This is a genomic window from Streptomyces polyrhachis (assembly GCF_042663125.1).
Lineage (GTDB): Bacteria > Actinomycetota > Actinomycetes > Streptomycetales > Streptomycetaceae > Streptomyces > Streptomyces polyrhachii.
Genome location: NZ_JBHSZO010000019.1, coordinates 77,714 through 95,509, shown reverse-complemented (window position 1 = coordinate 95,509; position 17,796 = coordinate 77,714). Strand labels below are relative to the sequence as shown.

Genomic DNA, 17,796 nt, shown 5'->3' with positions numbered 1-17,796 from the left:
CTTGGCGCCTTGCCCCGGTTTATCCTTCTGGTATCAATGCCGCTTAACTTAAGTCGATCATGAGGCGGCCGGCAGGTTGTAGATCCGGATGTTCGGTGGCGTGGGATTGCACCCCCGCTTAACACGGAGGTGCAATCCATTTCGCCATCGCTCAATAACTCGCGCCAGGAGGGTGCGGGTTGGGGTCAAGCAGGTACCAATCGACACACTCTGGCCGCCTACCCGTCTTGTTTCGGCAGAATTCTTCGAGCGCTGCACGAATCTTCGCTACCGGAATAGCGGCTTCGCGAGGGAAGTATGTCCCCCCGCCCGGGTCCTCGACCACGAACGGATCAAATGACGGCGGATTGGGGTTCCTTGACGTCCAGTGAAACTTGAAGACATCTTCCTCCGCGTCATCCTCAGGTGCCTGGATGGTCCACCAATATAGCGCGCCGAATCCGTTGGTTGTGTTTACTGAGACATGTAGATAGTTGTCGGGGTGCAGTGTGTCGGCATCCTCTGGGTAACTGTCCTCGACAATGCAGAAAAGAGCCTGCTCGGGCATGATCTCGAAACCGTCGGGAGTGAAACCGCGCTGCCTGAGGTTGCTCATGACGTCGCCAATAAGGGCTTCGACTTCCTCCTCGGAGCGGGCATACTCGCCACGACCATAAACAATCATGCCATTATCCCCTGCTTGGATTTTCCGGGTCGCAGGGGGCTGTTCCGGGCAGCCTTTCTGGTTGCGACATGCCAGGGTAGTGTACTACTAGCGTAATTCTCTCGGGGGAACTCGACTGCCGAGAACGAATCGGCTCTGGCTGCATCCCTCTTAGCAATCGAGGGGTGCAGCGTATCGACATGTTAAAGATTCTACTTGCTGAGGCTATTTGCCGTCGCTATAGAATTCTCCATTGAAATTACCTTTCGCCCACTCTATACCACTCGGACGAAGCCCGTCCCCCGTACGGAAGTACTCTTCCACCGCGGCACGGATTTCAGTCAAGGGCAGCGCACTGATCCGATCAAAATAACTAGGGCACCACGGGTCGCTAGTAACCTTTGGGTCCCTGTCTGGCGGTGAAGGATTGACGGAGACCCAAACATGCTCCGCAACTTCAACCCCAGCTGCCGCAGCCACCCGTTCGACGGACGCATCCTCGCACCACCAGATGAGGGCACCGTAACCAGACTCGGAGTTAACGCCTACCGAAAGCACGCTTTCGACGTGCTCGCCATCTTCGCCAACAATCTCAAAATCTACCTTACTGAAGCGGCATCCGGCACCGGCTAGCCCGTAAAGGCATCGAGACCTCCCGCTGCTTGGGCCGGCACCGCTGGGTGGTGGAACGGACCGTCTCCTGGCTGTCCGGATGCCGACGCCTCCACCGCCGCTACGAGCGCAAGCCGGAACACTTCCTCGCCTTCACTGCCATCGTCGCGACCCTCGTATGCCACCGCAGACTCACCAAGTGAAGTGCCTCAAGGCCGAACTGCGCCGGATGACCAACTTCATCACCGAGGTCGTCGCCCTACGCCGTGCGGACCGCCGAGAACGAGTGGGCCCGCCTCGTCTCTCACACCGTGCCGAACCATGCCTCTGCGAGTGAAGGCAGAGATTCTTCGGCAGGTGCGGGCAGTTCTCTCATGTACCAGGGAAGGTCGCTGTACACGTGCAGCAAGGTGAAGGCCATGAGTTCGCACGGCTCGAAGCTGTGGCCGTACGCCTCGGTAAGCCGAACCAACAGGGCTGGATCGCCGCGGGTGACGAACAGGCCGACAGCGACGAAGTCGTAGGCGCGGTCACCGATCATCGCTGGTTCGAAGTCGAACAGACCGGTCAGACGCCACCCGTCGGGGTCGACCAGGAAGTGCTGCTGCATGACCTCGGTGTGCAACAGGGAAGGCTGTGGGGCCCGTGGCAACGGAACCGAAGCGAGGAAGTCCGGAATCTGCTCCAGCCAGGCCGCCGACAGTCCGTGGGCGCGCTGCTGTTCCACCGCGCCGGCTCTTTGGCGGTCCAGGAAAGTGCCCCAGTCCTCGGGGCCGAGAACGTCCCGCAGCGGATCGGGGCTGAGGGAGTGCAACGACGCGAGGGTCTCACCGATCTCGGCGACAAGCCGTTCACGATGGTTCCGGGGCACGTGCCCCCAGGAGCGGGCTAGGTTCTCGCCGCGGAGCCTGGACATCAGAACGTACTGCCAGCCGTTCTCGTATGAGCCGGAGGCCCGCACCACGGGTGTCGGCACCGGCAGTCGCCCCTGAACATAGGCAAGGACACGGCCCTCGGCGATTCCGTGCTGAGCAGCAGCTCCGGGGAAAAGCTTGAGTACGTGGTCGTCCCCCACCGCGTAGACCGGCTGTGACCCGTCAGGGAAGCGAACCAGTGAGGCGCCGGAGAACCCGAGACGTGCGCAGAGGTCTTCCGCCCCAGGACGCATCGCGCTCTCATCGGGGACGACAGCGTTCCGCTCATCATCCGCTTCCACCACAGGCAGCATGCCTGGGACCGTAGGCCACTCCTGGCCAGGCGGCAACGGAGTATCGCCGGCACCGTGGCCGAAGATGGCGGACACGATGCATCATCCGCCGTGAAGCCTCAGGTCAGCATTTCCCTTCCGCTGATACGCAGCCTGCCTCACATCCAACGGGCCAGGAACCAGGCTGAATAGCGAATCGGCGCCAGCGGCCCTCCAGACTGCCTCATGATCACGCCAACTGAAATGGTATATAAGTGGCATTACTTCTGGTATTGGTAGTTGGTCCGGTATCGGAATTGGCTTCGCCGGGGTACCCGCTGGCGCTCCGCCGCATCGCACGCGATCGCGACGTCGAACGACTGTGCGATCCGACGGTTGTCGGTCGCGAGAAACTGGAGCGCGGCGCAGCGGAAGACGCTCCTGATAGCCGACCTTGATCCCGCTTCAACGGGCGGGTGTGTAGGCAACTTTGTGCGAGCGGACACTGTGGGGACGTACGCATGGTGAGTTCGTTGCCGAAGGCCGCGGGCGGAATGCGAGCATGCGGTCATGGCTGCCAGCGAAGAGACTGTGGACCGCCTGCGGAAGGCGGTGCTCGCGAAGAACGCCGCCGAGCAGCGCGCGAGTGAGGCCCGTGCCGAGCTCGCGGCCGCCATGGCCGAGGCCATGCGCGAGGGTGCGCGGCAGGGCGACGTGGTCACACTCACCGGTTACACGCGCGAGCACGTCCGTCGGCTGGTCCGTGGCGCCGGCGTGGAGGCATCCAAGTCCTGAGCGGGCCGGTCCGGTCCGGGGCGCTCCCTACGTGCGGGGGTCGGAACGCGCGTCGGCCGACGGTCGTAGCCGTACCAGGTGCCATGAGCGCCTGCGCCGTGACGACGGATTTCTGCAAGCACGGCAGCCCCATGCGTGATCGTGCGCGCTTGGAGGGGCTCGTGTCGCAGGTGACCCAGGTCAGGCAAGAGGGCGGCTGTGGCACACTCGTGCGAATGATCGATGTCCCGAGCGATGGCTGGTCGTTCGCAACAGCGCGGGAGTCGGCCCGATTTGGTGCCTGCGAGGTGAACGGCGCTCCCGGTGTCGAGCATGCGGCGGCCGAGCGCGGGACGCTGTGCGGCATCTCGGCCCGGCATACCACCGGCTATCGACATCTGTTCGTTCCTGACGCCCTACGTTCGTGCCGACGGTGTCGTCAGGAGGTTGAGACAGCCCCGACGCAGCCATGCGTCCAGGAGCGCCTTCACGGCCGCTTGCTGGATTCGGCTCAGGGGGAGATGCGCGACGAGTTGCTCACCGCGCTCCGCAGGGGGGCGAACGTCAGCTTGTGGATCAACGGCCCCTCCACCGACCTGGCGAAGTCCTACGCCAGACTCGATGAGTTGACCGACGGCGCTGGACCCGCTGCCGAGGCTTTCGCATCCGCGGAGACAATCGGATTGGCGAACGTCGAACACGACCTCTGGCGCTTCCTGGTCGTCCTGCCGCAAGGCAGCGGATCGCCGGTCATCGCTCGCGGACCACGCGGACCTCGCTGATGCGTTCAGGATGTGCCAAGGCGGAACACGATCACGGCAGAGCGCACAGCCCGGTCACGGCCCGGCCTCCAGGGACAGGTGGATACGGACCGCCGCCTCGCCCCGCGTCGGTCTGCGAGGCTGAAGGCGAGCACCGGTTCCAGGAGGCGCCCGCGATTCTCGCTTCAAGCCGTGTCTGGCGGCCCGGATCTGCGACGCTTACGCCGCACCCCCCTGGCACCAGGACGACGACGGGGCGGACGTCTACCAGTACGCCGTGGAATTGCGCCTGGATATGGGCGTGCTGCTGCGGGCGGCGGACCGGTGGGGTCACGCGCTGGCTGCTTTCCCTACCCGTTGATCGCGAACCGTCCCTACCGGAACTTCTCACCCGCCGTCGGGGTCGATGCGCGGTGCGAGGAGCGCGTTCAGGCGGCGGCCAACTCATGGTCGCAGCTGGCGACTTGGGGAAGGGGAGTGCGCATCAGGGCACGGCTGCGGGCACCCGGTCCTGGAGAACGGGTGCCCGCTTGGTGTGGACGCGCTCCTGATCGGGGCGGCGCGTCGCCCGAGGCGCCGGCGGTCTGGGCCGCTGAGGGTTCCCCGGCCTTTGCGCCGCTCACGTCCGGTGCGCTCATCCCCACGACCACCGCGGATACTTCCTTAGTGCTGTCCCGCCCTCACGAGCCGGAAGTATTCCGCCCGCTCAGCGTGGAGCTTCCGGGGGCCGTCCGGAAACGGCGGGGCTCGCGGTCACGCGATCAGCGGGGGCAGATGTACGTCGACGGGGTCGTGACCCAGTCGCCGGTCACGGTGCTGCTGAGCCACTGCACGTAGACCTTCGCGCGGACGAGCTTTCGTGCCGACGAACCGCACGAGTACGAGGTGGTGCGCTCGACGTCCTGATCGTATTCCCAGAAGTCGCCCGGCACCTCCCACCGGAGGAGTTTCCAGACACCGTCCACGTTGTACTCAAGCCGCACATCGGCGACCTGGACGTCGTAGTTGGTGCCTCCGGCGGTGTCGGTCACCCTGCCGTGCGCGTTGAAGACGCCGGTGGACGACATCTCGACGTTGGCGCAGCGGACGACCTCCGCGCCCTCGCAGTTGTTCGCGATCTGGGTGGCCGACGCCGGCGTGGCAGTCAGCAGGGTCATCCCGAGCGCGGTGCCGACGACGGCCGTCAGGCCGCTCATGAACTTTCCGTGATTTCGCATGGCAGGAGCCTGTCAGGCGCCGTCGGCGGAAGATTGCAGCTTCCTGCAGCCGGCGGCGGTTGCGGGCGGGTCAGGCGGCGGTCTGGCTCATGCGGTGGCCCGGCTCAGGCGCTCGCGGAGTCGGAACCCCGCCACGAAGCGGGTCGGGGCGTCGAGGAGGTCGAGGATCACGGCGACCTCCGTCCGGACCGTGCGCACGCTCAGTTCGAGCCGGCGGGCGATCTGCTCGTCCGACGAGCAGGTGAGCAGGAGCGCGACGATGCGGCGCTGGCGTTCGGTGAGGCCGTCGACGAGCAACTCCTCGGCGGCGCACGGGTACGTCGTCGCACGCACCGCGTTCCAGTAGTGGCGCGCGGCGGCCAGGCACGCGGCGTCCCGTACGACGATGACGGTCGCCTGGTTGCTGACAGTGGGCCCGTCGAGGAGCACCTCGACCCCGTCGGCGATCTTCATCGCGACCGGTCCGTAGCCGAAGAAGTACACCTCCGGGTCCTCGCAGGACAGCACGAGCCGCACGTCCGGGCTCAGCGCGTCGCGGTGCCACACGCTGATCATCCGGAGGCCGGCGTTCATTGCGAACGTGTTGTTCGGGAGGCTCACGGCGAGCCGCTCCACGCAACCGCTGGGCATGACGGAGTCGAGGGTGCGCCAGGCCGGGATCTCGCGGGCGAGATTCCGGTTGATCTCCTGCCCGCCTCGTCCGAGGACACGTGCGGCGACCGGCTGCCCGCGTTCCATCGCCCGGATCACCCGCAGCCGTTCGGCTTCCAGACGCGTCATCGCCTCCGTCACCCGCAGCCGTCCCGGTCCGGAGAACCGCACGGGATCGGCGAACACCGAGAAGTCCTGCTCAGGCAGTGCGCGCTGGTCCACCGCTCTCCCTTCGGCACACCCCGGCCGGTGGGGAAACGGCCGTCGACCAAACGGAATGCTAGCGCCCCATCTGCGGACGGGGTTCGGTCAAGTTCCGGACGGGGGCGAGTGGTTGGGGCGGGGGCGGGTAGCGTGGGTTCGTTGGCGGAGAGCGCGGGCGGAATTTTGTCGTCCGCTGCCGCTACCAGGCCCGATGTGGGGCGGGAGGCGCCCCGAGTAGAGTACGGCCCGTGGGGACGACGCCGACCGAGCAGCTGCTGTGCGCCACCGTGGCCGCCCTGATGGACGCCGCGGGGGAGTCGGGCGACGAGCTGGCCAAGGTGCTGGGGGCCACCCCCGCCGAGCTGGCCGAACGGCAGCGCGGGCACGCGGTGTGGACGCTGGCCGACTGCGATGTCCTTGCCGGGCACTACGGCATCACGGTGTCCGACCTCCTCGCCGGGCCGAGGCTCGCGCTGGCCGCTCGGTCCGCGGCCCAGGTCCCCGATGTCGTACGGGGGGAGGCGCAGCCGTGCGTGCTGTGCGGGGGGCCCGCGACCGCGACGGTGGAGGGGTTCGCGCAGCACCTGGATCCGCAGGAGTGCTTTGGGGGGGAGGGGGAAGCGGAGGCGGCGGAGGAGGCTCGTAGCGAAGAGGCGGAAGAGGCCGAAGAGGCCGAAGAGGAAGCACCGGCCGCGGAGCCCGTACCGGAGCCCCCCGCCCCAGCAGCACCCGCCCCCCGCCGGCCCCCCGCCCCAGCCCGCCCCCCGGCCGGCAGCGACCAACTCCCCCTGGACGAGGTCTACAACGTCGTCGTCGCCGAGGCCACCAAGGCCGGCGGCGACCTCGAAGCCGCCGAGACCGCCCTCGCCAAACGCGCCATCACCGACGCGATGGCCCTGTGGGACCTCACCCGCGTCGCCTCCCGCTACGACGTGCTGATGCGCCCCCCGCGCCCCGACATCCTGCGCAAGCGCTCCCGCAACGGCGCCGACGAGATCTGGGAGGCGCGCCCCAAGTGGCGCCACCCCGAGCGCCCCGAGCGCGGCGCGGAGGTCGCGGTCCTCGACGTCAACGGCGCCTATCTGGCCGCGTTGAAGACCCATCTGCCGCACAAGCAGCTGGAGTACGACGACAGCGGCGCCTTCGACCGCGGGCGCTCCGGCGTCTACCTGATCACCCCGCCCGCCTGGGAGCACCCCGAGTTGCCGAGCCCGCTGGGCGCGCGCGAGACGGCGGGTGAACTGTGGGTCACCGACGCGACGTTGCGCCTGCTACTGCGCCTGTCCGGTCCGCGCTACGGGCTGTGCGAGGCCCCCGTCATCCACGAGTCGTGGACCGGCGCGGGCTCGGAGAGCCTGCTGGAGCGCTTCCGCCGCACGCTGGCGACCGTGCGCGACGAGGCGCTGGCCGAGGGGGACGCGCTGACGCTGCACTACGTGAAGTCGATGTACTCCAAGTTCGTCGCGACCTGCGGGGAGTCCTCCGCCAACCGCGTGATGGAGCGCCCGGAGTGGATGCACATCATCCACTCGCAGGCGTTCGCGAACCTGTGGTGGAAGGCCCACCGCGCCCACGAGGCGGGGCTGACGGTCGTGGCGGTCTCCGGCACCGACGAGCTGCACGTGACGGGCGGGGACTGGCGGGAGGTCTTCGCCGAGGGGCGCGGGCTGACGCAGGTGAAGCTGAAGACGGTCCTGCGGCCCGCGGCGCGGACCGCGGAGGGTGAGGGCTGATGGCCGGGCGGTGGATCGACTTCGGCCAGTACGGGGCGGCGGGCGTCCCCGGCGCGCAGGCCCTCGCCCGCCAGCTGGACGAGCTGCTCACGGGCGTCACCTCGCCGGTGGACTCCGACCGCGGCCTGGAGGCGCGGCTGCGCTACCTCACCGCCTCCCCGGCCGGCTACCAGGCGATGGACCGCGCCGGCATCGCGGTCACCCAACGCACGCTGCTGCGCTGGCTGTCGGGGGAGTCCCACCCCCACCACGCCAACCTCCAGCGCCTGGACACCGCGTACTGGGACCTGCGCCGCCGCAACGTCGCCCGCGACCTCAAACGCCGCCTCAACGCCGAGGGCCGCGGCACCCGGATGGAGATCTACCCGGTCGACCAGGCGGGCGTGGCCACCGCCCACCGCCGCGCCCTGCCGCCGCGCTCGCTGAACGTACGGCTGCTGTGGGACGACATGGTCGACGCCTGGCTGACGGCGGACCGCACGACGCTGGACGACATCTGGGACGACATCATCAGCGGCCTGGACTCGCAGTACGACGCGTACAGCTATGTGACGGCGGTGGGGTTCGGCTGACGGGGGTGGGCGGTCAGTTACGGCCCCCCGTGCCATCTATGTAGATTCAATCTACGTAGATGGCGTCTACATAGTTTGCGGTGCTGTCGGTGAGAGAGTGCGCCGACCTCGCGCTGATGGCGGAGTTCCCCGCGCCGGACTGGCTGGACCCCCCTTCGACCGCCACGACCTGGCCGAACTCCAGCGCTCCGCCGCGCAGGTCCCCGGCTTCGACCCCGACCGCAGCGGCCTTGCGATCGTGTCGCTGTCGGGCGTCGCCGCCGGGGTCGAAGCCGATGGCGCGGACCTCGTCTGGTCGGCGGACGATGTGGTGGGGGCGTGGCGGGCGGACTTGGTCAAACCCTGAGGTGGCCTACCTCACGCATTCGGTGATTGATTTCATTCGGTGATCCGTGAAAGTCTACGCTGGCTCGCGAATTCGAAGACCTCGCACAGCTAGTCCATGGCCGCAAATTCAGGTGCTGCGGTTAAGTATATCGCACAGCTAGGATCCCCCATAAATGACGAAAGCGATACGAATTTTCCACATCTACGTGGCTCTGCTCGGATTCGCGTACGCGCTGGTGGGGACCCTGCAGATTGTCTATCAGGCGACCGTTGTCGGACTCTCGCCGCTCCAACTGGTCCTCGTGGGAACTATTCTCGAAGCGACGGTTTTCCTGTGTGAAGTGCCAACCGGAGTGGTAGCTGATCGATATTCGCGGCGACTGTCCCTGATTATCGGATCGACGCTTTCCGGGCTTGCTTTTGTACTCCAAGGCATGGTTCCCGAATTCTGGGCCGCCCTCCTCTGCTCCTTCGTCTGGGGCGTCGGTTTCACCTTCATGTCCGGTTCGGCTCAGGCGTGGCTGGCCGATGAGGTCGGCCCCGAGAGAGCCCAGCCGGTATTCACCCAGGGTCGCCAGATCGACCTTGCCTTCACCATCGTCGGCACCCTGGCCGCGTGTCTTCTCGGCCTGCACCACCTCGGGTTGCCGCTTCTGGTGGCGGGAGTCACCTTCCTCGCCGTGGCGCTGTTCCTCGCCTTCTTCATGCCCGAGAACGGCTTCAGGCCGACGCCCGTCGAGGACCGCGAGACATTCTCCGCGATGGTCGATCAGGTCAAGACCGGCATCAAGGCAATACGTTCGAACCGAGTCCTGCTCACCATGGCGTTGGTCAGCCTGTTCGTGGGACTGGCCAGTGAGGCCGTGGACCGGCTGTGGGTGGACCGCATTCTCAGCGACTTCAGCCTGCCCTCCGTGGCCGGCCTGGACGGCCCCACCGTGTGGTTCACCGTTTTCGCCCTGATCGGTACGGCCCTTTCGCTCCTCGTCTCGCTCACCGTGAACCGGATGATCCCGACGACGATGAACAACCGTCATCCGAACCGGCTCATGGCCCTGATGACGGCCGTCCAGGTCGTCGGCATCGTGCTCCTCGGCGTCAGCCCGATCATCGGCCTCGCCCTGGCCGGCCTCTGGCTGCGCAACGGTGCGCGGGATCTGGCGTACCCGGTCCAGATGGCCTGGATGAACCGGAACCTGGACTCCGGCGCCCGCGCCACGGGACTCTCCCTCAACAGCCAGCTCGACGCCTTCGGCCAGGTGGCAGGCGGCCCGTCCATCGGCGCCGTCGGCAGCAGGCTCGGCGTCGCCGCCGCACTGACGGTGTCCGCGATCGTCCTCAGCCCCGCCGTCGCGCTCTACCTCGCGCTCAAACCGGGCCACCGCGATACGACCCCCGCCGCGGAGCGCGAGCTGGACACCGCCGCCAACCGGTAGGTCCCGTCCGAGTCGGCCTTCCGCCGGGTGGCGGGTCAAGAACCGCTGGCAGCCGCCCGAGGGACCGGTGGCGAGCCCCGGCCGGGCGTGCAGCTCGATGCCCGGTCACCACACCGGGACGGTCGTGCCGTCGCCACGCTGTTGCCGGAACTCGGTCAGGCGTGCGCGGTCGCCGGGTGTGAGTCGGTCAAGGTGGGCACGGGCCGCCGCACGACGGTGTTCCACCTCTGCCGCGACCTCGGCGCGGGTGGGAGCGGCGGCTCCGGCGGCCTGTCGCCGGGATGCTTCGACACGGTTGGGGTGGGCGTCGCGGCGGGGCCTGCCTTTCCCGCTGGTGCACGGGCGCCCGGCGGGAGCCGCGCAGTAGGGGCAGGGGGCTGTGAGCTCAGGGCGGCGGCTGGGGGCGCCCTTTCCGACGAGTCGCAGCAGGGTACGGGCGCGGTTGTCGTACGGGGCGTTCTCCCCGGACGGGAGGGCGGAAACCGGAACAGGTTCGACGCAGCCGTCCGCGACGGCGCGGCGCTCGGCAGCGAGAGCCATCGGGTAGGCGGCGTCGCCTGTGTCTCCACGCGGCGGCTCGGCTTCCGTGTGGCGCTGGAGTCGCTCGTCGCGGGTCCTGCGGATACCGGCCGCGATCTCGCCGACGGAGACGAAGGAGTTTCCGGCGGCGATATGCCGGGCGACAGCCGTGCGCGCTTCGTCGAGGCAGTAGGGGGCGAGGATGTCGAACCAGGCGTCGGCGGTGAACTCGTCGAACCTCTGCTGCGGGCACATGGCGCGGACGTAGCGGGTGAGGAGTACGGCTTCGTCTTCGGTCATCGGCTTGTCCCTTCCCGGGCTTCCTGGGCTTCGCGGGCGGCGCGGCGGGCTTGGGCGCGGGCCATGGCGCGGTCGAACATGTCGTTGGTGGCTTGCTGTTGGCGGTCGCGGACCGGGGTGCTGCTTTCGGCGGCGGCAGGGGGGCAGCCGGGTTCGGGGTACGGGCGCGACCGCTCGGCGCCGAGCGGGGGTAGCTCGCTCCAGCCGCGCATGAAGTAGCGGGCGGAGTCGACGGGGGCGGGCGCTCGCGTGGCAGCCCTGACGGCGTGGTCGATGAGAGCGGGTACGCCGCTCCTCTGGATGAGCGCCAGGACGGGGAGCCAGGTAGCGCCCGTGAAGGGCCAGCGGACGACGATGCCCGCTGCGGTGAGTCCGTCAACGAGCGGGCGGGCGGCTTGGGGGGTGCCGTGGTCGAACTGCTCGGGAGCGGCCGCGTTCTGCTGGCCTGCTGGAGTAGGTGAAGAGGGGGTGGGAGGGGTAGGGGTCCCGGATTCCGGGATGCTGACGTCCCGGAATCCGGGACGTTGGGAGCGGACGTCAGTGTCGGTGGTTCCGGGATGCCGACCCGTCTCGAAGACGGGGATCCGGTACTTGGCCACCGCGTTCTTCTGGCCGGACGACAGCTTCTCCAGGGCCCCCTTGGCGGCGAGCGACTTCATAGCGGCGTAGAGCTGGGAGCGGCTGACCTGCGCCCTGCGCAGCACCTCGGGCCGCTCCACGCTGTTCCACGTAACGCGGGTGCTGTCGTTGGCGTCCTCGGCCAGGACGACGAGGAGGAGTTTCTCCCTGTGTGTCAGAGCGTCGGGGGCGTTGTTGAGCACATCCAGGATTAGGCCGATTCCCACGCGGTTGCCTCTCGCGGTCGTGCTGAGTGGACGGGGTGGAGCAGTTCGAAGCACCCGTGCCATCCTTCTTGATAGCCAATGTAGCATTGTCCTCGTACTTGTTGGCTATATGCTCGCAATCCGCCGCTGCCGCAGTCGTATGGAACGATGTGGCCATGACGCAGGAGGAAGTCGAGAGCACCTTGAAGAAGGCCGCTGCCGCCAAGAAGCGGGCGGAGAAGGCGGCCGGTGACGCGCAGAGGGCATTCGAGGTGACCGTTGCCGACGCCCTGCGTGAAGGTCTGAAGCCCGCTCGGGTGGCGGAACTGACCGGCTACAGCTACGAGACGATCCGCCGTATCGCCCGTCAGTACGAGGTGGAGCGGCTGCGCGAGCCCACGGTCACCAGCAGGCGGAAGGCCGCGCCGGCGGACGACTGACGGCGACCGGCGTGAACCTCCCTGCGTACGGCCCCAGTTGACTTGTCGATTTTCGTGTAGGTGGACTCGTCCGGGCGCGGTAGCGCGTTGCCGTACCGCCCCTGTCGGAGCACCCGCACCATCTGACACGCTTCGATCATGACCATGCACAGTGTTCTGCTCTACGGCTGCGCGACGGCCGTCGTCGTGTCGGGGACGCGGCTCTTGGTGATGCTTGCCGCGAAGGACGGGGGCGGGGCGCCGTCTCTGCCGGCCTTGCTGGGGGTGTGGCGGCGGCCGGTACCACGGGCCGCCGTGGGGCTGGTGGTCGCCATGGTGGTGCTCGGGGTGGCCCAGGAGGTTGTCCCCGGCATGGTCGACGGGTGGGAGCGACACCCTCACGGCGCCTGGTGGCGGGCCGTGACCGCCTTGATGGTGCAGTCGTCGGGATGGCCTCAACTCCTGTTCAACCTGGCCGCCCTCGCGGTGGTCGCCCCGGTCGCCGAGCGGCACTTCGGACCCTGGCGGATGCTGCTGGTCTTCGCGGCGAGCGGTGTGGCGGCCCAAGCGGTCAGCATGGCCGGCTGGAGTCCCGAAGGAGGCGGCGACTCGGTGGCGATCTGCGGCCTCGTGGGCGCACTCGCCACCTGGTACGCGGTGCGCGGCAGCGTCGTCGCCGAGCGGCGGGCGGCTGCCCTCGTCCCCGCCGCGGGTCTTGTTCTGTGCCTTCTCGCCAACAACCACGGCATGGGCCTGCTCGTCGGCTGCGCGCTGGGAGCCGGACTGGCGGTCCCTGGCGGCCTGACCTGGCGTGACGGACGGGGGCGGATGGCTCCCCGGGAGCCGGGCGTCCCTGGGGGGAAGCGGTAACTGCCGCTGACAGGGGACGACATCGCCTTCCGTACGGGTACGGGTACGGGATCGATAACCACCCCCTTATCAGTCGCGGACAAAATCGGCGTTGATCAACTCCAGGTCCGGGGAGGAGAGTTGAGCATGGCCCCCGACAGGGCCTTCGCCGACCGTCCGAGGAGTGCCGCCATGCTGACGCGGAAGGTGACACCGACCGCCGCGCTACCCGAGCCGAACGAGCTGACCGATCCGCCCGATACCCCCGCCCCGCAGAAGCCCTCGGAGCCCGAGTCCCTGGCGCTGATAGCGCTGCGGATCGACCAGCTCAAGGGATGCTGCCCGTGCGTGCACGCACGTCACGCCGAGCTGGTGGAGCTAGGGGCCAGCGCCGAGCGCATCGCCTTCGTCGCCGCCTGGCGCGAGGCCCCCTGCTACACCGAGTCCGAGCGCCTCGCGCTGGCGCTGGCCGAGGCATGCTCCCACCCCGCCGCGACGGGGCTCGCCTCCAGCGTGGGGACGCACTCCGCGTAGGCGGCGCCCGGGCCCTGTATCGGACAAACATCCTCTGATTCGCACATCTACGCGGAAGACGAGAGCCGCTCCCGCACCCACCCCGGATCGGGGTTGACGTACGCGTGGCCCGCCAGCATCACCGTCGGTACGGTCTCATCGCCCCCGTTGACCGCGCGGACCGCCGCCGCGCCGGCCGCATCGCGCCAGATGTCGACCCAGTACGCCCGGCGCCCGAGGCGGCCCAGCCGCAGCCGTAGGCGCAGGCAGTACGTGCAGCCCGGCCGCCAGAAGACGACCGGCCGCCCGTCGAGCGCGCTGCGGCGCCGGGCCTCCGACTCGCTGATCGACCTCGGGAAGACCAGGGGCGAGGTCACGACTGCGAGCAGGACGAACACCGGCAGGAACACCCCGGCTCCACGGGGATCCCCCTTGGCCGCCATCGCGGCCGCGACGGCCGTACCGCACAGTGCGACCAGGAGGGGCGGGAGCCACACGCGTATCATCCGCGCAGCGTACCGACGGCCCTCCCAGCGGCCCGTCCCACCCCGTCTCAGGCCGGAGCAGAAGGTCTGCCGGCTGGGGCGCGCGACCTGCCGGGACTCAGTCCTCAGCCATGCGGCGCGCGAAGGCGGCCCTCTCCTCCCGGAGCGCCTGCTCGTGCTCGGGGAGGAGTTCCAGTGGGGATCCGGCCCGCTCCAGGAGGACGAGCGAGGTGATCAGCAGACCGTCGATGAAACCGTGCACGTGCATACTCCGGGTTGAGGAGTAGGTCTCGTAGAGGCGCTGCACGAAAGACCGGAAGGCCGGCAGCTTCACTTCGCACTCGCCCCGTGGAAGGTTGGCGACGAGACCGGACGGGATCTGCAGCTCTTCGGCCGCGCCTTGGACGAGGAAGAAGTACATCCGGCCGCTCTGATAGCCGGCTTCCCAGAGAGTGTCCTCGCCGAGGACGACGGGGTAGCTCAATCCATACCTCCTTCGGAGAGGCGCCTGTCCCATGAGAGGCAGTCATGAACGAACGTGACGTCCTGCTCAACGAGCTTGCGCAGGATCTGCGCCCAATGGCAGAGGGTATCGAATGGTTCGACGGCCTCGGTCAGGAAGAGCAGTCCGACGTGCTGCTGCTCCTGCGCCACCACTGCGTCCAGGCGCGCGCAGTCGCCGAGGACGCATCGGAGAGCATCCATCGTGCCGGGCTGCGCGTGACGCATACGCCCGCGGTGCTGATCTCACGAGGCCGGATCGACGAGCAACTGGGAAAGGTTGCCGGCCTTCGGCCTCTCGACGAACGCCGCAAGGCGTTCCGGCTGTTGATCGCAGTGCTCTCGATCGCTGACCGACGCCGATGGGATCGCTTCTGCTCCGACGGGTGCGACCACTGGTGGCACCGGCTGTCCCGGGTCGAGTGAGCCGTGGCCAAGCGGGCAACGCCCTTCGGGCTCAGACGTTCGATACGGGCGGTGGCCGGGAGGGTCGGACTCACCCCACCCCCGGCGGCGGCCCGTCCCCCTTGAGGCGTTCCATGTCCGACGGGCGGACCTTGATGGCGAAGACCGCGACGAACGCCGCGACGATCGCGAAGATCGCCGCTACGACGAAGCCGTGCTGCGTGCCGTACGTGAGGATCTCGTCGCCCCAGTGGCCCGGGAGCTGGCCGGTCTTCTTCGCGGCCTCCTTCTGCGCCGGGGTCGCCTCCGCCAGGAAGGACGGGAGCTGCTTCTTCGCCTCGTCCTTGCTCGCCGTGCCGAAGACCGTCACCAGGATCGACAGGCCCAGCGAGCCGCCGACCTGCTGCATCGCGTTGAGCAGCCCGGAGGCCGCGCCCGCGTCCTTGGAGTTCACGCCCGACAGGGCCATCAGCGTCAGGGAGACGAAGAGCAGGCCCATGCCCAGGCTGAAGACCAGCATCGGACCCAGGACGCTGCCCGCGTACGTGGAGTGCACGTCGATGCGCGAGAGCCACGACAGGCCGGCCGCCAGCGCGATCGAGCCGACCACCATGAACGGTTTCGGGCCCAGGCGGGGCAGGAGCTGCGAGGTCGTGCCCGCGGCGACCGCGATCACCGCGCTCACCGGCAGGAACGCCACACCCGTCAGCAGCGGGCTGAAGCCGAGCACCTGCTGGACGTACAGCGTCAGGAAGAAGAACATGCCGAAGATGGCCGCCGCCAGGCACAGCATGATCGCGTACGTGCCCGCGCGGTTGCGGTCGGCGAACATCCACAGCGGCGTGATCGGCTGGTCCGACCTGCGCTCGATCAGGATGAACGCGGCCAGCAGCACCACCGCCGCGCCGAACGACGCGAGCGTCAGCCCGTCGCGCCAGCCCTCCTCGGAGGCGCGGATGAACCCGTACACCAGTGCCACCATGCCCAGCGTGGAGGTCGCCGCGCCCAGCAGGTCGAAGTGGCCGGGGTGCTTGGCCGACTCCCGTACGAAGCGGGGGGTGAGGAAGGCGATCAGCAGTGCGATCGGCACGTTGACGAAGAAGATCCACCGCCAGTCCAGCCACTCCACGAGCATCCCGCCCGCGACCAGGCCGATCGCGCCACCACCTGCGGAGACGCCGGCGAAGACGCCGAAGGCGCGGTTGCGTTCGGGGCCCTCGTCGAAGTTGGTGGTGATGAGGGAGAGCGAGGTCGGGGAGGCGATGGCGCCGCCGACGCCCTGCAGGGCGCGGGCCGCGAGCAGCTGCCACTCGCTCTGCGCGAAGCCGCAGAAGAGGGAGGCGAGGCCGAAGAGCAGCACGCCGAAGACGAACACCCGCCGCCGCCCGAGGACGTCACCGATGCGCCCGCCCAGCAGGAGCAGGCCGCCGAAGGTCAGGGTGTAGGCGTTGACCACCCACGACAGGCTCGTGGTGGAGAAGTCCAGCGCGCTTTGGATGTGGGGCAGCGCGATGTTCACGATGGTGATGTCGAGGACCACCATCAACTGGCAGGACGCGATGATGAAGAGCGCGATGCCCTTGTGGCGCGCGTGCTGGTCGTGCACGTCGTGCGCGGGGCCGCCGGCGGGCGACGGGGTGCTCGGCTTGGGGCTGCTCATGAGGCATCGGGCCCTCGGTGAGACGGGGTGTGGGCCGGACAGTCCACGTTTTCGACGGTAAGGCGGGCGGCGGGGGGCCACCAGTCGGGCGGGTGTACGGAGCGGTCGTACGGGCGGGCGGTCGTACGGGCGAGCGGGCGTTCGTACGCGGTGAGCGGCACGGTCATTGAGCGCGGGTACGGGCCGGGGCACGCTCCGAGCACGCCCCGCCGCCGGCGGGCGCCCCGACACCCCCGCCCTGGAGGCAGCCCGATGAGCAGCCAGCCGCAGCCCGGCGTGATACGGGCCACCGCCGCCCTCGGACGCGACCTGAGCGGCCCGGTAGCGGTGCTGAGCGCCGTCATCGCCGGGATCTGCCTGGCGGTCGGGCTGGTGATGAGCGGTGCGGCCCTTGCCGGACACGTCTTCGGCGCCTGGCGTTCGCCCACCTCGCTCACCCCCGGGCTGATCGGCGCGGCGATGGTCGGTGTCGCGCCGGGCCTGTTCACCGTCGGCTGGGCGCGGATGTGGGAGGAGGCCCGCACCCTCGTCATCCCCACCGCCATCGTCCTGACCGGGCTCTTCGGGGTGAGCGTCTTCAACGCGGGGGAGCTGCAGATCGCCAACGGCGCCGCGATCCTGGTGGCGGTCTTCAGCCTCGGCTGGCTGGCCGTGCTGGGGCTGCTCGCGCCGGTGGCGATGGGCTGCGTACTGCTGCAGCTGCGCTCCCCGCGCGAGGTGCCGCCCGCCGGGGCGCCGGTGCCGCTGCCGCCGTGGAGCAGGCCGCTGCTGTCGCTGGTGGGCTCGGCGTGGTTCGGCCTGGGGGCGGGGCTGCTCTTCCTGCCCGGCTACTGGGGTGCGCTGCTGCCCTGGCAGGCCAACCGCGCCGACGCGCAGGGCCTGGGCGTCTGGGCGGTGGCCATCGGCACCGGCGTGCTGGGCGCGCTGGTGGAGAACGACCTGGAGCGCGTCCGTCCCGCACTCATCGCCCTCCCCGGCATCGCACTGGCCACGGGGGTCGTCCTGGCGGTCCACGCACAGGACGTCGACTGGATCACGGGCCCGGGGGCGGCGGTGGCGGGACTCGTCGCGGCACTGGCGGCGTGCGGGGTGGTGGGGGAGTGGCTGCGGCGGCGGGGGAGTTGAGGGGGCGGCGGCACATCGGGCGCGGGGCCGCATCAGGCGTGCCCCGCTGAAGGGTTGACCTCCCCTTCGCCCGAACTTAT

Annotated in this window: 21 protein-coding genes and 1 pseudogene; 12 read left to right on the top strand and 10 right to left on the bottom strand. The window is 68.9% G+C overall.

Annotated features, from left to right (window positions below):
* Positions 1-151: 151 nt before the first annotated feature.
* Positions 152-664, bottom strand: coding sequence for an Imm1 family immunity protein (locus ACFQLX_RS14160; RefSeq protein ID WP_386414879.1), 513 nt, complete (start codon positions 662-664; stop codon positions 152-154).
* Between the two features lie 204 nt (positions 665-868).
* Complete coding sequence (locus ACFQLX_RS14155) at positions 869-1,234, bottom strand: Imm1 family immunity protein (protein ID WP_386414920.1); 366 nt, start codon at positions 1,232-1,234, stop codon at positions 869-871.
* Positions 1,235-1,257: 23 nt separating this feature from the next.
* On the opposite strand from ACFQLX_RS14155, the pseudogene ACFQLX_RS14150 reads away from it, so the two are divergent.
* Positions 1,258-1,458 (top strand): annotated as a pseudogene (locus ACFQLX_RS14150) (IS5/IS1182 family transposase); the annotation flags it as partial.
* Positions 1,459-1,559: 101 nt separating this feature from the next.
* Here the strand turns inward: ACFQLX_RS14150 and ACFQLX_RS14145 are convergent.
* Positions 1,560-2,483, bottom strand: a complete 924-nt coding sequence (locus ACFQLX_RS14145) for an aminoglycoside phosphotransferase family protein (RefSeq protein ID WP_386414878.1) — start codon at positions 2,481-2,483, stop codon at positions 1,560-1,562.
* Between the two features lie 528 nt (positions 2,484-3,011).
* Here ACFQLX_RS14145 and ACFQLX_RS14140 point away from each other — a divergent pair.
* A complete protein-coding gene (locus ACFQLX_RS14140; protein WP_386414877.1) occupies positions 3,012-3,236 on the top strand; it encodes a hypothetical protein in 225 nt (74 codons plus the stop codon).
* Positions 3,237-3,319: 83 nt separating this feature from the next.
* Complete coding sequence (locus tag ACFQLX_RS14135) at positions 3,320-3,997, top strand: hypothetical protein (protein ID WP_386414876.1); 678 nt, start codon at positions 3,320-3,322, stop codon at positions 3,995-3,997.
* Between the two features lie 740 nt (positions 3,998-4,737).
* Here the strand turns inward: ACFQLX_RS14135 and ACFQLX_RS14130 are convergent.
* Complete coding sequence (locus ACFQLX_RS14130) at positions 4,738-5,193, bottom strand: hypothetical protein (RefSeq protein ID WP_386414875.1); 456 nt, start codon at positions 5,191-5,193, stop codon at positions 4,738-4,740.
* An 87-nt stretch (positions 5,194-5,280) separates the two neighbouring features.
* Complete coding sequence (locus ACFQLX_RS14125) at positions 5,281-6,066, bottom strand: hypothetical protein (RefSeq protein WP_386414873.1); 786 nt, start codon at positions 6,064-6,066, stop codon at positions 5,281-5,283.
* Positions 6,067-6,296: 230 nt separating this feature from the next.
* Between ACFQLX_RS14125 and ACFQLX_RS14120 the strand changes: the two genes are divergently transcribed.
* The 4 genes from ACFQLX_RS14120 to ACFQLX_RS14105 all read left to right on the top strand — a co-directional run bounded on the left by ACFQLX_RS14120 (position 6,297) and on the right by ACFQLX_RS14105 (position 10,116).
* Positions 6,297-7,781, top strand: a complete 1,485-nt coding sequence (locus tag ACFQLX_RS14120) for a transcriptional regulator (protein ID WP_386414872.1) — start codon at positions 6,297-6,299, stop codon at positions 7,779-7,781.
* Positions 7,781-8,353 carry a transcriptional regulator gene (locus ACFQLX_RS14115; protein WP_386414871.1) on the top strand — a complete coding sequence of 191 codons (573 nt, stop codon included), beginning with the start codon at positions 7,781-7,783 and terminating at the stop codon, positions 8,351-8,353. The genes ACFQLX_RS14120 and ACFQLX_RS14115 overlap by 1 nt, the downstream gene beginning before the upstream one ends.
* Before the next feature lie 97 nt (positions 8,354-8,450).
* Positions 8,451-8,699 carry a hypothetical protein gene (locus tag ACFQLX_RS14110; protein ID WP_386414869.1) on the top strand — a complete coding sequence of 83 codons (249 nt, stop codon included), beginning with the start codon at positions 8,451-8,453 and terminating at the stop codon, positions 8,697-8,699.
* Positions 8,700-8,853: 154 nt separating this feature from the next.
* Positions 8,854-10,116: an MFS transporter gene (locus ACFQLX_RS14105; protein WP_386414867.1), complete on the top strand. Its 1,263-nt coding sequence runs from the start codon at positions 8,854-8,856 to the stop codon at positions 10,114-10,116.
* Positions 10,117-10,221: 105 nt separating this feature from the next.
* Here ACFQLX_RS14105 and ACFQLX_RS14100 read toward each other — a convergent pair whose 3' ends face one another.
* Both ACFQLX_RS14100 and ACFQLX_RS14095 read right to left on the bottom strand, forming a co-directional pair.
* Positions 10,222-10,935, bottom strand: coding sequence for a zinc finger domain-containing protein (locus tag ACFQLX_RS14100; protein ID WP_386414865.1), 714 nt, complete (start codon positions 10,933-10,935; stop codon positions 10,222-10,224).
* A complete protein-coding gene (locus tag ACFQLX_RS14095) occupies positions 10,932-11,780 on the bottom strand; it encodes a hypothetical protein (protein ID WP_386414864.1) in 849 nt (282 codons plus the stop codon). The genes ACFQLX_RS14100 and ACFQLX_RS14095 overlap by 4 nt, the downstream gene beginning before the upstream one ends.
* Positions 11,781-11,935: 155 nt before the next feature.
* Here ACFQLX_RS14095 and ACFQLX_RS14090 point away from each other — a divergent pair, with 155 nt between their 5' ends.
* The 3 genes from ACFQLX_RS14090 to ACFQLX_RS14080 all read left to right on the top strand — a co-directional run bounded on the left by ACFQLX_RS14090 (position 11,936) and on the right by ACFQLX_RS14080 (position 13,561).
* The gene (locus ACFQLX_RS14090; protein WP_386414862.1) at positions 11,936-12,199 is read left to right on the top strand and encodes a hypothetical protein; all 264 of its coding nucleotides are present in this window, start codon (positions 11,936-11,938) and stop codon (positions 12,197-12,199) included.
* A 138-nt stretch (positions 12,200-12,337) separates the two neighbouring features.
* Positions 12,338-13,048: a rhomboid family intramembrane serine protease gene (locus ACFQLX_RS14085; RefSeq protein WP_386414860.1), complete on the top strand. Its 711-nt coding sequence runs from the start codon at positions 12,338-12,340 to the stop codon at positions 13,046-13,048.
* Between the two features lie 171 nt (positions 13,049-13,219).
* Positions 13,220-13,561, top strand: a complete 342-nt coding sequence (locus tag ACFQLX_RS14080; RefSeq protein ID WP_386414859.1) for a carboxymuconolactone decarboxylase family protein — start codon at positions 13,220-13,222, stop codon at positions 13,559-13,561.
* Positions 13,562-13,608: 47 nt separating this feature from the next.
* Here ACFQLX_RS14080 and ACFQLX_RS14075 read toward each other — a convergent pair whose 3' ends face one another.
* Together ACFQLX_RS14075 and ACFQLX_RS14070 are read right to left on the bottom strand one after the other, a co-directional pair.
* Complete coding sequence (locus ACFQLX_RS14075; RefSeq protein ID WP_386414858.1) at positions 13,609-14,046, bottom strand: glutaredoxin domain-containing protein; 438 nt, start codon at positions 14,044-14,046, stop codon at positions 13,609-13,611.
* 97 nt (positions 14,047-14,143) lie between these two features.
* Positions 14,144-14,509: a DUF6086 family protein gene (locus ACFQLX_RS14070; protein ID WP_386414856.1), complete on the bottom strand. Its 366-nt coding sequence runs from the start codon at positions 14,507-14,509 to the stop codon at positions 14,144-14,146.
* Positions 14,510-14,553: 44 nt separating this feature from the next.
* On the opposite strand from ACFQLX_RS14070, the gene ACFQLX_RS14065 reads away from it, so the two are divergent.
* Positions 14,554-14,952, top strand: coding sequence for a DUF5958 family protein (locus ACFQLX_RS14065; protein ID WP_386414854.1), 399 nt, complete (start codon positions 14,554-14,556; stop codon positions 14,950-14,952).
* 70 nt (positions 14,953-15,022) lie between these two features.
* On the opposite strand, the gene ACFQLX_RS14060 is transcribed toward ACFQLX_RS14065, so the two are convergent.
* Positions 15,023-16,591, bottom strand: a complete 1,569-nt coding sequence (locus tag ACFQLX_RS14060; protein WP_386414852.1) for an MFS transporter — start codon at positions 16,589-16,591, stop codon at positions 15,023-15,025.
* Positions 16,592-16,843: 252 nt separating this feature from the next.
* Here ACFQLX_RS14060 and ACFQLX_RS14055 point away from each other — a divergent pair, with 252 nt between their 5' ends.
* Positions 16,844-17,716 (top strand): hypothetical protein, encoded by an 873-nt coding sequence (locus ACFQLX_RS14055; protein WP_386414851.1) that lies wholly within the window; start codon positions 16,844-16,846, stop codon positions 17,714-17,716.
* Positions 17,717-17,796 lie beyond the last annotated feature (80 nt).

Coding starts and splice junctions, on each gene's coding strand:
- ACFQLX_RS14160 (WP_386414879.1), bottom strand. CDS start 664: ATGATTGTTTATGGTCGTGGCGAGTATGCCCGCTCCGAGGAGGAAGTC.
- ACFQLX_RS14145 (WP_386414878.1), bottom strand. CDS start 2,483: ATGCTGCCTGTGGTGGAAGCGGATGATGAGCGGAACGCTGTCGTCCCC.
- ACFQLX_RS14140 (WP_386414877.1), top strand. CDS start 3,012: ATGGCTGCCAGCGAAGAGACTGTGGACCGCCTGCGGAAGGCGGTGCTC.
- ACFQLX_RS14135 (WP_386414876.1), top strand. CDS start 3,320: ATGAGCGCCTGCGCCGTGACGACGGATTTCTGCAAGCACGGCAGCCCC.
- ACFQLX_RS14130 (WP_386414875.1), bottom strand. CDS start 5,193: ATGCGAAATCACGGAAAGTTCATGAGCGGCCTGACGGCCGTCGTCGGC.
- ACFQLX_RS14115 (WP_386414871.1), top strand. CDS start 7,781: ATGGCCGGGCGGTGGATCGACTTCGGCCAGTACGGGGCGGCGGGCGTC.
- ACFQLX_RS14105 (WP_386414867.1), top strand. CDS start 8,854: ATGACGAAAGCGATACGAATTTTCCACATCTACGTGGCTCTGCTCGGA.
- ACFQLX_RS14100 (WP_386414865.1), bottom strand. CDS start 10,935: ATGACCGAAGACGAAGCCGTACTCCTCACCCGCTACGTCCGCGCCATG.
- ACFQLX_RS14090 (WP_386414862.1), top strand. CDS start 11,936: ATGACGCAGGAGGAAGTCGAGAGCACCTTGAAGAAGGCCGCTGCCGCC.
- ACFQLX_RS14085 (WP_386414860.1), top strand. CDS start 12,338: ATGACCATGCACAGTGTTCTGCTCTACGGCTGCGCGACGGCCGTCGTC.
- ACFQLX_RS14080 (WP_386414859.1), top strand. CDS start 13,220: ATGCTGACGCGGAAGGTGACACCGACCGCCGCGCTACCCGAGCCGAAC.
- ACFQLX_RS14075 (WP_386414858.1), bottom strand. CDS start 14,046: ATGATACGCGTGTGGCTCCCGCCCCTCCTGGTCGCACTGTGCGGTACG.
- ACFQLX_RS14065 (WP_386414854.1), top strand. CDS start 14,554: ATGAACGAACGTGACGTCCTGCTCAACGAGCTTGCGCAGGATCTGCGC.
- ACFQLX_RS14060 (WP_386414852.1), bottom strand. CDS start 16,591: ATGAGCAGCCCCAAGCCGAGCACCCCGTCGCCCGCCGGCGGCCCCGCG.
- ACFQLX_RS14055 (WP_386414851.1), top strand. CDS start 16,844: ATGAGCAGCCAGCCGCAGCCCGGCGTGATACGGGCCACCGCCGCCCTC.